Source organism: Vibrio sp. HDW18, from assembly GCF_011306175.1.
GTDB classification, from domain to species: domain Bacteria; phylum Pseudomonadota; class Gammaproteobacteria; order Enterobacterales; family Vibrionaceae; genus Vibrio; species Vibrio chanodichtyis.
On the sequence record NZ_CP049914.1, the window covers coordinates 256,629 to 271,827 of the forward strand.

Genomic DNA, 15,199 nt, shown 5'->3' on the forward strand with positions numbered 1-15,199 from the left:
GTGCGGTGATTGAGCACGATTTATTGAATAAGCTCATTACCGGAATGTTGCTGGTTGAAAAATAGCGCAATATTATTCAGCGTGGTCTGGGCAATATTATTCAGCGCATCTTCGGTTAAAAAAGCTTGATGACCCGTGAACAGCACGTTGTGGCAAGCTGATAGGCGGCGGAATACGTCATCGACAATCACATCGTTGGATTTATCTTGGAAGAACAGATCTTTTTCATTGTCGTACACATCTAAACCAAGCGCACCAATCCGGCCACATTTCAGCGCTTCAATGGCTGCGGAAGAATCGAGCAGCTCACCGCGGCTGGTATTGATGATCATCACCCCATCTTTCATCTGTTCAAAGGCCGATTGGTTGAGTAAATGGTAGTTTTCTTGACTCATTGGACAGTGCAATGTGATCACATCGCTGTGGGCAAACAGCTCGGCTAGTTCAACATAGCGTGCACCCAATGCTAGCGCATCTGGGTTTGGATAAGGGTCAAAGCACAGGATCTGCATACCGAGCCCTTTGAGAATGCGCATGGTGGCTACCCCGATTTTTCCAGAGCCAATCACACCAACGGTTTTGCCATAAAAGTTAAAGCCGACCAAACCATCGAGCGAGAAATTGGCATCGCGCGTGCGTTGATAAGCTTTATGAAAACGGCGGTTTAAGCACATCATCATCCCGACTGCATGCTCTGCGACCGATTCAGGTGAGTAAGCAGGAACGCGAACCACTTGCAGGCCCAGTTTTTTCGCTGCGACTAAATCGACTTTATCAAAGCCTGCGCAGCGCATGGCAATTAGACGAGTCCCGCCTTGATAGAGTTGCTCTAATACTTTGGCATGTAGCTCATCATTCACAAAAGCACACACCACTTCACAGCCCTGCGCCATCTGTGCGGTTTTTTCGGTGAGTCGGAAATCATGAAAGTGCAGGGTCAATTGTGAGTGATCAACCAGCTGATTAAATGAGCTGATATCATAAGATTTGGCACTAAAAAATACGGCGTTGAGCATAGTCGTTCCTTGCATTGGGGACTTTTGCTATTGATATACCCATTGTCGGCAAAAATAAACCCCAAATTTTCTAAGTATAAGCTTGGCTTAATGGATGTTTGGACGTCTAGACTGTTGACTTCCATGCAGCTTGGCTTTAGGCTTTGCGACCAATTTTATAATAATATTTTGATATCGATATGCACTCCACTTCTTCATCACAGCCGCAACAACCGAATGGATTAGCTCTGTTACCACTGATGGTTTTCTTACTGCTCTTCATGGGGGTGGGAAGCTATCTGACTTGGCAGCAGGTTGATTTCGCATTTTATCAATTGCCTGCACCGGTTGCGGTATTACCTGCCGTAGTGCTGGCGATTGCTTTAAGTAAAGAATCACTCAATCGAGCGATTGAGCAGTTTTTACGCGGTGTGGGTCATAGCGATATTATGGCGATGTGTATGATCTATCTACTCGCTGGGGCATTTGCTGCGGTAGCTAAAGCGACCGGCGGTGTGGATGCCACCGTGAATCTTGGCCTTGCATTGTTGCCGGCTAGCCTGATTTTGCCTGGCCTATTTGTGATCTCCGCTTTTGTCGCCACCGCGATGGGTACCTCAATGGGTACCATTGCCGCGATTGCTCCGGTGGCTTTGGGGATTGCTCAAGCCGCTGAGCTCAATTTGGGTTTGACTGCGGGTGTGGTGCTAAGCGGTGCGATGTTTGGTGATAATCTTTCGATCATTTCTGATACCACGATTGCTGCCACACGTTCACAAGGATGCCAGATGCGTGACAAGTTTAAAGAAAACATCCGTATCGCGCTGCCTGCCGCCGTGTTAGCTTTGGTGGTCTTTGCCTTGAGTAGTCAAGTAGCACAATCTCCACAAACCAGTGCGATTGAGTGGCTAAAAGTGCTGCCATATCTCACCATTTTAGTGCTGGCGGTGATGGGGCTTAATGTGTTTCTGGTGCTGTTGGTTGGGATCTTAATGGCAGCCGGTGTGGGCTGCTTGAGTAATGGCTACGCACTTTCGGCACTTAGCAAAGATATTTACGCTGGATTTGGCAATATGCAGGAGATTTTTCTGCTGTCGATGCTGATCGGTGGTATGGGCGAGCTGATGAAGCAGCAGGGCGGATTATCCTTCTTAACTCATCAAATTAGCCGCATGATCAATCAATTTTCTCGCTCACACAGCGATGTGCAAAAAATGCGTGCTAGTGAGTTAGGCATTGCTGGCTTGGTCGCTCTCACCAACGTGTGTACCGCCAACAATACAGTGGCGATTATTGTCAGCGGTGGCGTCGCCAAAGAGTTAGCTCAGCACAATGGCGTAACGGCTAAGCGTTCGGCAAGCCTACTCGATATTTTCTCTTGTATTATGCAAGGGGTATTACCGTACGGCGCACAGGCACTGCTGCTGGGCTCTATTTTCCACCTGTCACCACTTAGTGTGGTCAGCTATTCTTACTACTGCTTCTTCTTGGCCGCCGCGGCGGTTGTGGCGGTATTTTTACGCCACCCTGCCCGCGGGTAAGTATTGCTAAGCGCTGTTGTGGGTTGTTAACGCAGTTGTCATTAATCCAGTTGTTATTAATGACATGGCGGTTAACGCGACAAACGACGGCGCTTAGTTTGAGGTTTCGAAGCGGTTCTTTGAGTGGCACGTTCCGCTAACTGTTGACGATAATTCGCGAGATGAAAACGCCGTTTTGGGCGCTGCGCTGCGACCAATTGCGCTAGTTGTGCTTCTAAGTGTTGATTGCTTTCAAGCAGGGTATTGAGCGATTGATGATCTTTTTGCGCCGTATCGTCTTCGAAAAAAAACGACGCAACACTGGCGGTCAATAAACCAAACAAGGTAATGCCGGTCAGCATTAAAAATACTGCCACGCCACGGCCAAAACCCGTCACCGGATACATATCGCCATAACCTACCGTGGTAATGGTTGTCATTGCCCACCATAGTGCATCGGTATAGCTGTTGATCGGGCTTGGGGTGCCTTTTTCGACTAAATACACAAACGCCGCAGAGAGTAAGACGGTTGAGAGACTAGTGAGGCCAATAAAGCTGAACGTCTTTTGCCGCAACACCGATTTGGTTTGTTTCCAAGCTTTGGGCAGCACTAATAAGATGCGCAGAAAGCGCAGTGGCCGCAAAAATGGCATCGCGACGATCAACACATCTGGCCAATTTTGTAGCATGTACTGCCATGGTTTAGGGCTAATAAAAATCTTCACCAGCAGTTCGGTGGCGAAAATTCCCCATATAATCCACAGCAAACCATCCAGAAACTCTAAATCATCACTGGCGAGATCTGCAATATCGGGCAGCAGAGCCACCACAACATACAGCACAGACAGAATGAGCATTGGGGTTTCCGTGGTGGTTTCTACTTTTGCTAACAGCTTTTTCCGAATCGCTAACTTCATAAACTTAGAGGAGAGAGGGCAAAGGTTGCCCTAGACTATCAAAAAATGCTGGGTAGGTATTGGTTAGAAATCAAGTTAATCGCTGGCTTAAAAGCGATATTGTCCACCGAGCGTAAACGAGAGGCTCGAATAATCTTGCTCTAAAAATTGGTAGCTCAGCTCCATGGTAAACGCCAAACTTTTGTCGAGACTCGATTGTACTTTAGTGCCCACGCCGAGATAGGGATTGGTTCCAGAATACTGCTGATTATCATACGGTGAATCAAACGGATGACGTTCTTTAATTTTCATGCGTGCCAAGCCACCTCTGGCATACACCATCGTCATATTATTCAGTGGTTGCTCCATAAATGCACCGAAGTAAAAACCTTCGACTTTAACGTCAATATTTTGCCGCTGCGCATTAAGCATTTCAGCTCCATCACCAATCATGCCTGAGTAGCCGACATCGAATCCGATAAATGGTGAAAATTGGTATTGGTAACCAAACTGAGTCAGCCAAACCTCATCGGTACTGACTGGGCTATCAATTCGGCTGAGCCCGGTTTTTAACGAGAATAAATAAGGGCTAGAGCCCGCATAGGCAGGCAGCGCCAACCAACAACAGAATATAAGCCAATATCGTCCGCGTACCATAGGTCACCTATTTCTTTCCTTGCAAGGAGATGTCAAACCACATTGTTACCCACGGGTCACTTGATGGGCGTGGGTGAATGCCCATTGAATTCTGGCATTATAATTGGTTTAAAAGTAAGCAATAAATGCGCCGAATCGCGGTTTATCACTAACCATTGATATGTAGTGTGATTTTGATCGATTTTCGATATCAATGCGAGTCATCGTGCGCACGCAGGGAGACTTTAAGATGTGATCTGGATCTAAATTGACACAATTTAGGCTTAAGCAATCGATTTCCCAATCCAGTAAAGTGAGATAAAAATAGCAATGGCGTCGATGTAACTACATGTTTTTAAATTTATTTTTTGAAAGTGGATGCATCGAGATTATATTGGATATGAAAACTTCGGCAGGGCAACACAAAAAAAGTCAAATATCAGTCTTGAGAAAAAAAAAACGCGGCCTATAATGCTGAAAACCGGAGCGTCTGCCAACGCTCCGGTTTTTTTGTGTCCGAAAGGTACTCACGTCTGCCAACGAGGGTACTACGCACTGTGCTAAACGACACAAATAGTCAATTAATCAAGGAATTACATAATGCGTATCGAACAAGAACTTAAGTTAGGTTTTAAAGATGTCCTGTTTCGCCCGAAACGTTCCACGCTGAAAAGCCGCTCTCAAGTTAATTTAACCCGCGATATTACTTTCAAACATAGTGGTCGTCAATGGTCTGGCGTACCAGTCATTGCGGCTAACATGGATTCGGTAGGCAGTTTTGCCATGGCCAGCGCATTAGCGGAACACGGTGTCATGACTGCGGTACACAAGCACTACACGGTGGCGGATTGGGCTGAGTTTGTAGAAAATGCTGATAAAACCACGCTCAATAATGTAATGGTGTCTACTGGCACTTCTGCGGCGGATTTCCAAAAGACGCAAGATGTGATGGCGCTGTCTGATGAGCTGATTTTCATCTGCATCGACATCGCCAATGGTTATTCTGAACATTTGGTCGAATACGTACAAAAAGTTCGTGCCGCTTTTCCCGATAAAGTGATTTCGGCGGGCAATGTGGTGACCGGCGATATGGTTGAAGAGCTAATTCTGGCTGGGGCCGATATTGTGAAAGTTGGGATTGGCCCAGGTTCGGTGTGTACCACGCGGGTAAAAACCGGCGTAGGCTATCCACAGTTGTCGGCGATTATTGAATGTGCTGATGCCGCCCATGGTTTAGGTGGCCGGATTATCGGTGATGGTGGTTGTACTTACCCGGGGGATGTGGCCAAAGCGTTTGGTGGTGGTGCCGATTTTGTGATGCTCGGTGGCATGTTAGCCGGCCATGAAGAAGCCGGCGGAGAGCTGGTGGTGCAAGAGGGCGAAACCTTCATGAAATTTTACGGCATGTCATCCAAGAGCGCGATGGACAAACATTCCGGCGGTGTGGCGGGCTACCGTGCAGCCGAAGGAAAAACCGTACTATTGCCCTACCGTGGCAGCGTACACGGTACCATCCAAGATATCCTCGGTGGCGTACGCTCAACCTGCACCTACGTAGGCGCAGCAGAGCTTCGTGAGCTAACTAAACGTACCACTTTCATCCGAGTACAAGAGCAAGAGAACAACGTCTACGGGCGTGAGTAAACTTATCGGTGGTTTAAAATCGATAGAAAAAAGCCGCAGTGAGCGGCTTTTTTTGTTGTCATCTTAACCCCAGCGCGTTTAGCGGTGGTGATTGTTTGCCTATTTTTCTGAACTTCTCTAAAGCAGTTCAATCACGTGATCTAATCGAGTGCAGATCGGGTGGCCTAATGCGATTACTTCTGGGTTGGGTTTGACTAAATCTGGGATCTGGAAGGCGTGCATTTTGGCGGCCATTGCAGCTTTGATGCCGTTATTGGAATCTTCAAAGGCTAGGCATTGGCTTGGTTCCACCCCTAAACGCTGTGCCGCGAGCAGATAAATCTCCGGATCAGGTTTACCGTGGCTGACTTCACAGCCGGTCGTAATATTCTCGAAATAGTGATCTAAACCTGCCAGTTGTAATTTGATCAAGGCTAACTCTTTTTGCGTTGAGGTTGCGACGGCAAGCCGGATAGAGCGAGCTTTTAGCCACTCAAGCAGGGTAATCACCCCCTCTTTATGTGGAATGGCTTGATGCATTACCACCGCGTTGTATTGTTGACGCCATTGATTATGTAGGCGTGGCAAATCATCAGCATAGGCTTGGCTTAAAATACCGTTAATGGTTTTGGCGTTACAGCCAATGATGGATAAGTAGACTTCTTGATAAAAAGGTAACTCACAAGCGGCACAGGCCTCTTGAAACACGCGCATACAGACTCGCTCAGTATCGAGCAGTAGGCCATCCATATCAAAAATGGCAGCTTGAAATTCCATTGCTTACACCTACCTCAAAAAAAGTGAGCCGCCATTGTTACACATTTTATCGATGGGTGAGAACTCTAAACCTCTTGTATTAAAAATCAGCAGATTAGCGAGAGAGTTGAGTTTATTTCCGCTAAACTGTGTGGCAGAAGAATAACAATTGAATGTCGGCTGGTGGATGAAATGAAATTAGCATGGGTAAGACAATGGTTACCGGGGCTCTACCAATATCAAGGTTATGAGCGAAGCTGGTTAGTCGATGATGTACGTGCCGCATTTTCGGTGGTGGCGGTGGCGTTACCAGTGGCGATTGCTTATGCGCAATTGACTGGCGTGCCTGCGATTGTCGGGCTCTATTCTTGTGTGCTGCCGATGTTAGTTTACGCCTTGATGGGCACTTCTCGGCAATTGATTGTCGGGCCCGATGCGGCAACGTGTGCGGTGATCGCCGCGGTTGTTACGCCACTGGCAGCGGGAGATGCCACCAAACATTGGCAGTTAGTGATGACCATGACCGCGATGACCGGTTTGTGGTGTCTTTTGGCCAGTCGGCTCAAATTAGGGGTGTTCGCTGATTTTTTATCGCGGCCGATCCTACTTGGACTACTCAACGGCGTGGCACTGACAATTATTGTCGGTCAATTTGCCAAAATATTGGGCCTGAAATACGAAAATCGTTATCTATTGGAGCGAATTGTTGAAGCGCCAGAGCTGCTTTACGCCCTGCATTGGCAAACCTTGAGTTTGAGTGTGCTCACGCTGGTGATGTACTTGGTAATTAAACGTTGGCAGCCAAGGTGGCCTGCCGCCATGTTTGCGATTTTGGTTTCGGCTTTGTTGGTCTGGGGCTTCGACCTTGAAGATGTTGGCGTGCAAGTGGTTGGTGTGCTGCAAGGTGGGCTACCTGAGTTTCAAGCGCCAGTGTTTGATCTGGGGATCAGCCGTGAATTAGTGATGCCCGCTTTGAACTTAGCCATGGTCAGTTTTGTCAGTATGATGCTGACTGCGCGCAGCTTTGCCGCTAAAAATGGCTATGATATTGACGCAGATAAAGAGTTTCGCGCGCTTGGGGTGGCCAATTTGGCAGCGGCATTTTCGCAAGGTTTTGCGATTAGTGGGGCCGATTCACGCACCGCGGTCAATGATGCTAATGGTGGTAAATCGCAATTGGTTTCGGTGATTGCTGCCTTAATGATCGCTCTAGTCGCGGTATTGGCTTATCAACCCTTGCAGTTTATTCCCGTCGCTGCGTTAGGGGTGGTGTTAGTGATCGCTTCATTATCGCTGCTTGATTTGCAAGGGATTTGGAATCTGAGAAAACGCGATAAAGATGCCTTTTATCTCGCGTTGATCACCTTTATTGCCGTGCTAGTGATTGGTGTGATCCCAGGTATTACATTGGCGGTTTTACTGGGGTTATTCCAATTCCTTAAACTGATTATGCGCCCTAGCGATCAAATGATGGGGCTAGATGAAGAGGGGACACTGCGCACTTTGGATGGCACGGAGAAAGCGAAGCCGATCCCTGGGATGGTGATTTTCCGTTTTAACTCGCCCCTGACTTACTTTAATGCGCCTTATTTTAAGCGGCGCATCCTCGATCAAACCGAGCGTGAAGAGACGCAGCTTAGCTGTGTGATTATTGACGCGGTGGCGAGTTTTACCCATTTAGATCTGAGCGTGATGGCGATGTTGTCCGACTTACATGGCATACTCAAAAAACGCGGTATCCGCCTGATTTTGGCTGGCCGCAAGCGTAGCCTGCGTCACTGGTGTGAATTAACCGGGATTAGCACTTCCGAAGGCGGAATTGTGCTGCGGGCCGATATGTATTTAGCCATCAAACTCAGTGGCTGTTATTTGAGTGCGATAGAAGAAGGTCAGATCCCGGCGGTACAAAAAGAGCCAGAGATCAGTGTGCTGTTAAAACCGGTCACAACGGAAGTGGCTTAAGCGAGCATGATCAGTGCAATAGAGGCTAAAGATCTGAGCCCTATTGGTCTAAAAATCGGCTGCAACCTCAAAGGTCATCGGCTGCTGAGTATAAGGATGAGTAAAACTTAGCTGCTCGGCATGTAAATATAAGCGCTGATCTTGGCTACCATATAGATCATCGCCGACGATCGGGCAGTTAAGACCAAGCGGATGAGCGCAATGGACCCGCAGTTGGTGGGTGCGCCCTGTATGAGGGTAGAGATAGACGCGAGTTTTGCCTTGTTCAACCCGTACTGTGTGCCAATGGGTGAGCGCCGGCTTACCTTGTTGCGTACACACTTTTTGCCTTGGCCTATCATCGAGATCGCCGCACAGCGGTAATCTAATCTCACCTTGAGTTTGTTCTAACTTGCCATCAAGTAGCGCCACATAGCGTTTCGTCACCGCACGTGTAATAAACTGTTTTTGTAGATGTTTATTGGCGCGCCGAGTGAAAGCAAACACCAACAGACCCGAGGTCGACATATCTAAGCGATGCAGGGCAAATACCCCCTCGGTATCGGGAAATTGTGCTTGTAAGCGAGTCAGGACCGAATCTTGAATGTGTACGCCGGGAACGGAAAGAAACTCGGCCGGTTTATTAACCACGACGATCGCCTCATCTTGATACACAATGCTAATCTGCTGATTGGCTGCCGGATTATGCAACAGTGGATTATCGTCTAACGCCATTCCTTGTAGCATGTGGGCTAAAATCGGTTGGCATTTGCTTTGGCAAGCCGGATAAAACTTACGATGTTGACGAATTTCCGATTTGGGTGAACGTCCCCACCAAAACTCCGCTAATGCGATAGGTTTGAGCTGATGCTGAAACGCGTAATGCAGCAGTTTGGGCGCGGCGCACTCACCCGATCCGGCGGGTGGCTGCGGATTTTTGGTAGTGGCAAACAGTTCGAGCAAGTTTTTTTGTGTCCCCTCGATATTGCTAAATCGATAGGCAGAAAAGAGTTTGTTTTGCAAAGCCGCTGAGCGCTGTTTACGCTGCTGCTTGAGCTGCTCGATATGGTTTTGTTTACTCGCCAATTGACTTTCTAGTGCGGCAATTCGCTGCTGCCAATCTTGCTTGAGCAGCTGTAATTGACGTTTTTGCTGCACACTGGCTTGCGCGAGCGCGGCAAACAGCGCGGCTTGCTCTGCCACCGGGCGTTGCTCAGCTGCGGCTCGTTGTTGTTTGCGTACTTGGCGCTGCTCGATCATTAAGGTGCGCTGTTGCTCAAGCGCTTGTGCCGCTTGTGCTTGATAATCTGCCAGCGTGTTTGCTAACCGGGCTAGCTCTGGGTCAGCTTGTTGTTGACGAACTTGCTGATTGATTGTGGCAATTTCATCACCGTCGAGTCGAAAAAATTGTTGATCGGCAAAACGGTCAAACACTGGCGGAACAAAACCGGGTAGCTCATTTTGCTCGGCGAGTTGACCGGAAAATGCCGCTAAATAGCCTAGGGTTCCCGAGTGATGTTGCACAACCAAGACACCAAACATTTTGCCGTGGGCTAGCGGATCGCTTTCGGTTAATCCAAACGGATGGTACCACTCGGTTTGCTGGGTCAGATGCTCTTGCAACTGCTCGGCTGCCATTTCACACAATCGGTGTGGCTGATAGCAAAATGGGTAAGTAAAACGCTCAGGCAGCGCAATATGGGTGATCGGTGAATCAAAATGAATAAAGCAGTTGGGTAAGGCAGACATAACCAGCATTGAATCGGCAAAGCAAACGCGCATCTTACCTGCTCGATAGCGACTTGTCAGGTGGTGTTTTTCTGCGTTGGTGGGTGATGTTTGACCTGTGCTCAATCACCGTTAAGCACCTGTCGAGGGCAATTCTTTTTTCACGCTGCTGCGTTCAACCAAGGTTGGCTCTAACTGCACGACTTGGGGGCAGCGTGTGGATTTTGTAGTCGATGTAACAGGGTATCGATCGCGGCTTGGCCGAGGCGATATTTAGGTTGATGAATGGTGGTTAAAGCGGGGGACATAAATTTCGCAATATGAATATCATCATAGCCAATTAGCGACAGATCATCGGGGATCCGCACTCCTCGCTGATGAGCCGCTTGGATAACCCCCATCGCCATCATGTCGTTACACACAAACAGTGCGCTAGGCAGTGTTCCGCGTTCCCACAGTTTTTCGAATGCTTGGTAACCGCCAGCGCATTCGAAATCGGCTTCGACAATCCAAGCTGGGTTAATCGTTATTCCGGCTTCAGTTAATGCACGTTTATAACCTTCATAACGCATTTGTGCTTGATGCCGCACTAAAGGTCCGGTGATACAACCAATGGTACGGTGCCCGCATTCCATCAGATACTTGATCGCCATGTAGCCGCCTTGCAGCGAGTTGTCTTGAATTTTATCGCTGGCAAACAGCATTGGGCCCCAGTCCATCACCACTACCGGAATATCGGGATAACGCTCAAACATCTCTAACCGCTCGCCTTCTAAGCTGGAGCACATCAGCAACAGGCCATCGACCCGTTTTTGCAGCAAGGTGTTGATGCTGGCTTGCATGCGTTGATGATCGCCTTCGGTATTACACAGGATCAAGTTATAACCTTGCTGATAGCAGCTACGCTCAACACCTTTCACTACCTCACCAAAAAATGGGTTGGTTGAGGTGGTGACGAGCATACCGATGGTTTGAGTGCGGTTCATTTTTAAGCTGCGCGCCAGTGCTGAGGGGGCATAATTGAGTTGCTGAGCCGCATTATTGACTCGCTCAGCAATCTCATCACTCACAAAACGGCTTTGATTAATCACATGGCTAACGGTGGAAGTAGAGACGCCAGCCAGTCGAGCGATATCCTTCATGGTAGCCATTGGTGTTTCTCCTATGCGTGTTGTGCTAAAAAGGCCTCCACTTCTGCTCGGGTTGGGATGGAGGTTTGTGCGCCAAACCGAGTGACTGAAATCGCCGCGGCGGCGTGGGCAAACTTAATCGCTGATTCTAGAGGCATTTCTTCCAACAAGCCAGTGACCAATGCCCCATTAAAGGTATCACCTGCCGCTGTTGTATCGGTGGCTTTAACCATAAAGCCAGGAATACATTGTCCGCGACCATGTTGGCTTAGCCATACGCCTTTTGCTCCGAGCGTGATGATGACGATTGCGATGCCTTTACAGTGTAAAACGTCGGCCGCTTGTTGGGCGCTGGCATCGTCGTTGACCGTAATGCCGGTTAACACTTCTGCCTCGGTTTCGTTGGGGGTGATCACATCAATGCAGGCGAGCAATTGATCTGACAGCCCACGTGCTGGCGCTGGATTTAAAATCACTACCGTATCGGCCTGTTTGGCCACTTTAGCCGCTTGTTCAATGCCACAGATCGGTGTTTCAAGCTGCATCAACAGGTATTTGGCTTGGCGAATGTGTTGCAGATCTGCCTCAATCGCGGAAGCGGTTAATTTCGCATTGGCTTCTGCCGACAGACAAATGCTATTTTCGCCACTATCGGCAACCTGAATCATTGCAATCCCTGTTGGGCAATTCGGCTGCAGCTTGATACCTGAGACATTAATCCCGTCCAATTTAAAACTTTCACGAATATTGATGCCAAAAGAGTCATCACCGACACAGGCAATAAAACCGACATCGGCTTGCATGCGTGCTGCTGCAACAGCTTGGTTTGCCCCTTTACCTCCGGGAATGACTTGATAATTACGCCCATGCAGGGTTTCTCCTGGGCGAGGAAAAGAAGGCACTTGCAGCACATGGTCGGCGTTGACACTACCCAGAACCACCAACTTATTCATACGGTTATCCTTAGTTCTTAATGAACCTTATGTTATGTAAAGCACAATATGGGTGCTATTGCTCAGAACGTTCAGCATTGAGCAGATTAAAAATGTTCACCTTCCGCCATGGTGTAAATAATCAAGGGGAAGATCGCTTGGTATTGGCACCGCTCACTGAGGATCGGAGTAACGGATCCCCGTGCGCACTTTAAAACTACGGGTTTGATTGGGTTGCAGATAAATCACTGTGCCTTTTTGTTGCGCAGCAAGAAAGCCTTCTGGTCGACAAGTTGCCGGAATGACGTAAGCGGCAACCTGCTGATCTTGATTGTATAAAATCCAGCGGGTTGCACTATTGAACTGCTGGGTGCTGAATTGCGTTACCAGATGTTTATCGCCAATGTCCATTTTAAACACCGCCTGATCGGTAAATTGCGAAAGGTTATCTAAGCAATAGACAATTTCAGGATCATGCATCTGCGGTTTATCGAGGTTAGAGAAGGGAGCCGAATTGCTTAACTGCTGATTATAAGCGAGCCACTGCGCGGTGGGTTGCACATGAGCAGGCACGCTATCACGTAATGCGAACGATTGATCTGGCAGGTTTTGTGTCATGACTGCGTTATTAAAATAAGCCGGATTGATATGACACATATATTGCAGTGGCATCGGCGCTGAGGCTAAATTTTGCACCGACATTTGAATATCAAACACACTGGCGTCTTTGCCTAATTGCACTGACGGAGTGGCAAGATAATGATGGCCAAATCCCATCACATATTCGTAGCTGCCTTTAAGGGTTACTTGGTCTGGGGTGATTTCTAACCAAGCGTGATCCATCGCCGCACAGGGCATTTCACCATGCAATACATGATCATCTGCTGGGGTTGGGCATCCCATGCGCAGCATCCCTGCGTGGAAAGCAAAACAGCCGTAAGTCTCGACAATCGTGTTGCCCGGTTTTGGCTCTGAAAACATATTTTTCATGGTCAGATCCGTATCGAGAAACTTGGCATCCCAAATCATCTGTCCCATAAAAGGCAGCAGTACCAAATGCCCTTGTGAGTTTTTAATTTCAACGGCTTGTACCCCTGAGTGGTACTGAAAAGTGTGTACTTGAAAATCATCCGATTGCAGCAGTAGAGTTCGCTGCGTGCTGAAGTGCTGTCGGTATAACGGAATCGTTAACATAGTTTATCTCTTACCGAAAATGGCCATTGTTCGGTCAATGGCCGTGGTGAAAATCACGCGTTAGCGGCTGTGTAAGAAAAAGATTTTTTGTGTCTCTTTTCGCTCATAAAATAGAAAAACACGATGCTAAAACAGACGGCACTGACCATAAACGAGGCCTGCATACCTAGCGAATCGGCCATTAAGCCTTGCATGACAGGAACCGCAGCCCCGCCGATGATCGACATCACCACAAAGCCACCCGCCGTTTCGGTGTAACGGGTATCAACCGATTGTAGCGTTGAAGCAAAGATGGTTGCCCAGCATGGTGCAAACAGTGCAGAGGTGCCTACCGCAACCCATACCGCACTAAAATCGGGCACAATAGCAACGTACAACAAGCAGACAAATCCCACGCCGGAGTAACCCATTAACACATTTTCTTGAGCGGTTTTGGTAAACAGGTAGTTCGCCAATAGTTTACCTAAGAAATACATGATAAAGGCATACAACAAGTAGTTGGCCGCATCATGCTCAATCATGGTTGAGTCCATCTCTAGGGCTAGGCGAATAGTGAAAGACCATACGGCTACTTGCATGCCGACATAGGCAAACTGGGTGACGATGCCTTTCAAAAAACGAGTATTGCCCGCTAAGTAAGAGAACGTTTCACTGAATGTTGGTTGCGGAGTTTGGTTATGAGTGAGCGCTTTACAGTGCGGGTATTCGGTAATGGCAATCAAAGCCGCGACGGTTGCAATAATGCCCACCAGCCATTTATAAGGTTCGAGGGTTTGTTGCAAGATTTGCTCTTTAAACAGCGCTAATTCATCGCCACTGAGTACAGTCATCATGTGCTGAATATTGACATCTTCTTGAAAAATTAGATGTTTACCAAGTAAAAGACCTACGATGTAACCCATGGCATTAATCGTATGCGACACGTTGAGCCGTAACGTGGCGCGATCTGGCTCACCAATCATCGCGGAATAAGTATTACAAGACGTCTCAAGGAATGAGAGGCCGATAGCGATACAGAAAATCGCCGCCAAAAACATGGTGTAGGTGCCGGCATGTGATGCAGGGAAGAACATTAAGCAGCCAAAAATATACAGGGCAAGGCCAAGCAAGATGGCTAATTTATAGGAGGTTTTTTTCACCACCATCGAAGCAGGGATCGCGACGAGGAAATAAGCGCCATAAAACGCTGATTGCACCAGCGCTGAAGCAAAGTTAGACAGATCAAAAATCGCTTTAAACTGCGTGATCAACACATCATTTAAGGCTGCGGCCGCTGACCATAGGGCAAAGACTGAAGAGAGCAGTAAAAACTGAAACAATGGGGTTTTATTTAAGTAACCATCCGCATGTTGCTCGGTCATATTTTTTATAAGCATAATTCACCTTCCATTTCGAAATGACGTAGAGTCAATCACCAAGTTAAAACGTAACACCTGCTTGGAAAATTACATTGGCGTAAGGGGTACATTCGCCAGTACGGACGATGGCGCGGCTGTGTAACGTGCGTTGTTTAAACGCTTGATGAGTGAGGTATTGAATGGTGATTGGTTTACCATTGATCTGCGGCTGTGCGGCTAACTCTTGGCATAGGGCTTGGTGTAGCTCAGGGCTGACTTGGGCGAACTCTTCGGCGATGATGGCGCTTTCAATTTGGGTTTCAGATAATATCACTCGTACTGTGTCCAAAAAGGCCGGCACACCATGAGTCAGGGCCAGATCAATCCGCGTTACGTCATCGGAGATGGGTAAGCCCGCATCACAAATCGTGATTTGGTCGGTATGGCCTAGTGTGGCGACTAGGTAGGAGAGTTCGGCGTTGAGTAGGGTACTTTTTTTCATAGGGATACC

The 15,199-nt window shown here is 48.0% G+C and carries 12 protein-coding genes and 1 pseudogene; 3 read left to right on the forward strand and 10 right to left on the reverse strand.

Going from position 1 to position 15,199, the window contains the following annotated elements; genetic code table 11:
* Positions 1-20 precede the first annotated feature (20 nt).
* On the reverse strand, positions 21-1,016 hold the full coding sequence (locus G7083_RS12940; RefSeq protein WP_166015255.1) for a 2-hydroxyacid dehydrogenase: 996 nt from the start codon (positions 1,014-1,016) through the stop codon (positions 21-23).
* 179 nt (positions 1,017-1,195) lie between these two features.
* On the opposite strand from G7083_RS12940, the gene G7083_RS12945 reads away from it, so the two are divergent.
* Positions 1,196-2,536, forward strand: a complete 1,341-nt coding sequence (locus G7083_RS12945; protein ID WP_166015256.1) for a Na+/H+ antiporter NhaC family protein — start codon at positions 1,196-1,198, stop codon at positions 2,534-2,536.
* A gap of 71 nt (positions 2,537-2,607) precedes the next feature.
* On the opposite strand, the gene G7083_RS12950 is transcribed toward G7083_RS12945, so the two are convergent.
* Together G7083_RS12950 and G7083_RS12955 are read right to left on the reverse strand one after the other, a co-directional pair.
* The gene (locus G7083_RS12950) at positions 2,608-3,432 is read right to left on the reverse strand and encodes a potassium channel family protein (protein ID WP_166015257.1); all 825 of its coding nucleotides are present in this window, start codon (positions 3,430-3,432) and stop codon (positions 2,608-2,610) included.
* Positions 3,433-3,519: 87 nt separating this feature from the next.
* Positions 3,520-4,068, reverse strand: coding sequence for a hypothetical protein (locus tag G7083_RS12955; RefSeq protein WP_166015258.1), 549 nt, complete (start codon positions 4,066-4,068; stop codon positions 3,520-3,522).
* A gap of 579 nt (positions 4,069-4,647) precedes the next feature.
* Here G7083_RS12955 and G7083_RS12960 point away from each other — a divergent pair.
* A complete protein-coding gene (locus tag G7083_RS12960; RefSeq protein ID WP_166015259.1) occupies positions 4,648-5,691 on the forward strand; it encodes a GMP reductase in 1,044 nt (347 codons plus the stop codon).
* A 117-nt stretch (positions 5,692-5,808) separates the two neighbouring features.
* On the opposite strand, the gene G7083_RS12965 is transcribed toward G7083_RS12960, so the two are convergent.
* Complete coding sequence (locus tag G7083_RS12965) at positions 5,809-6,447, reverse strand: HAD family phosphatase (protein ID WP_166015260.1); 639 nt, start codon at positions 6,445-6,447, stop codon at positions 5,809-5,811.
* Between the two features lie 162 nt (positions 6,448-6,609).
* Between G7083_RS12965 and G7083_RS12970 the strand changes: the two genes are divergently transcribed.
* Entirely contained in the window at positions 6,610-8,388 is a 1,779-nt protein-coding gene (locus G7083_RS12970) for a SulP family inorganic anion transporter (protein WP_206212135.1), read from the forward strand.
* Between the two features lie 48 nt (positions 8,389-8,436).
* Here G7083_RS12970 and G7083_RS12975 read toward each other — a convergent pair whose 3' ends face one another.
* The 6 genes and pseudogenes from G7083_RS12975 to rbsD form a co-directional block, all read right to left on the reverse strand.
* Positions 8,437-10,116 carry an RluA family pseudouridine synthase gene (locus G7083_RS12975; RefSeq protein WP_166015519.1) on the reverse strand — a complete coding sequence of 560 codons (1,680 nt, stop codon included), beginning with the start codon at positions 10,114-10,116 and terminating at the stop codon, positions 8,437-8,439.
* Positions 10,117-10,227: 111 nt separating this feature from the next.
* Positions 10,228-11,246: pseudogene (locus G7083_RS12980) on the reverse strand (substrate-binding domain-containing protein).
* 11 nt (positions 11,247-11,257) lie between these two features.
* Complete coding sequence (gene rbsK, locus G7083_RS12985; protein ID WP_166015262.1) at positions 11,258-12,178, reverse strand: ribokinase; 921 nt, start codon at positions 12,176-12,178, stop codon at positions 11,258-11,260.
* A gap of 153 nt (positions 12,179-12,331) precedes the next feature.
* A complete protein-coding gene (locus G7083_RS12990) occupies positions 12,332-13,351 on the reverse strand; it encodes an aldose 1-epimerase family protein (protein ID WP_166015263.1) in 1,020 nt (339 codons plus the stop codon).
* A gap of 53 nt (positions 13,352-13,404) precedes the next feature.
* Positions 13,405-14,727, reverse strand: a complete 1,323-nt coding sequence (gene fucP, locus G7083_RS12995) for an L-fucose:H+ symporter permease (RefSeq protein WP_166015264.1) — start codon at positions 14,725-14,727, stop codon at positions 13,405-13,407.
* A 43-nt stretch (positions 14,728-14,770) separates the two neighbouring features.
* Complete coding sequence (rbsD, locus tag G7083_RS13000; RefSeq protein WP_166015265.1) at positions 14,771-15,190, reverse strand: D-ribose pyranase; 420 nt, start codon at positions 15,188-15,190, stop codon at positions 14,771-14,773.
* Positions 15,191-15,199: the final 9 nt, after the last annotated feature.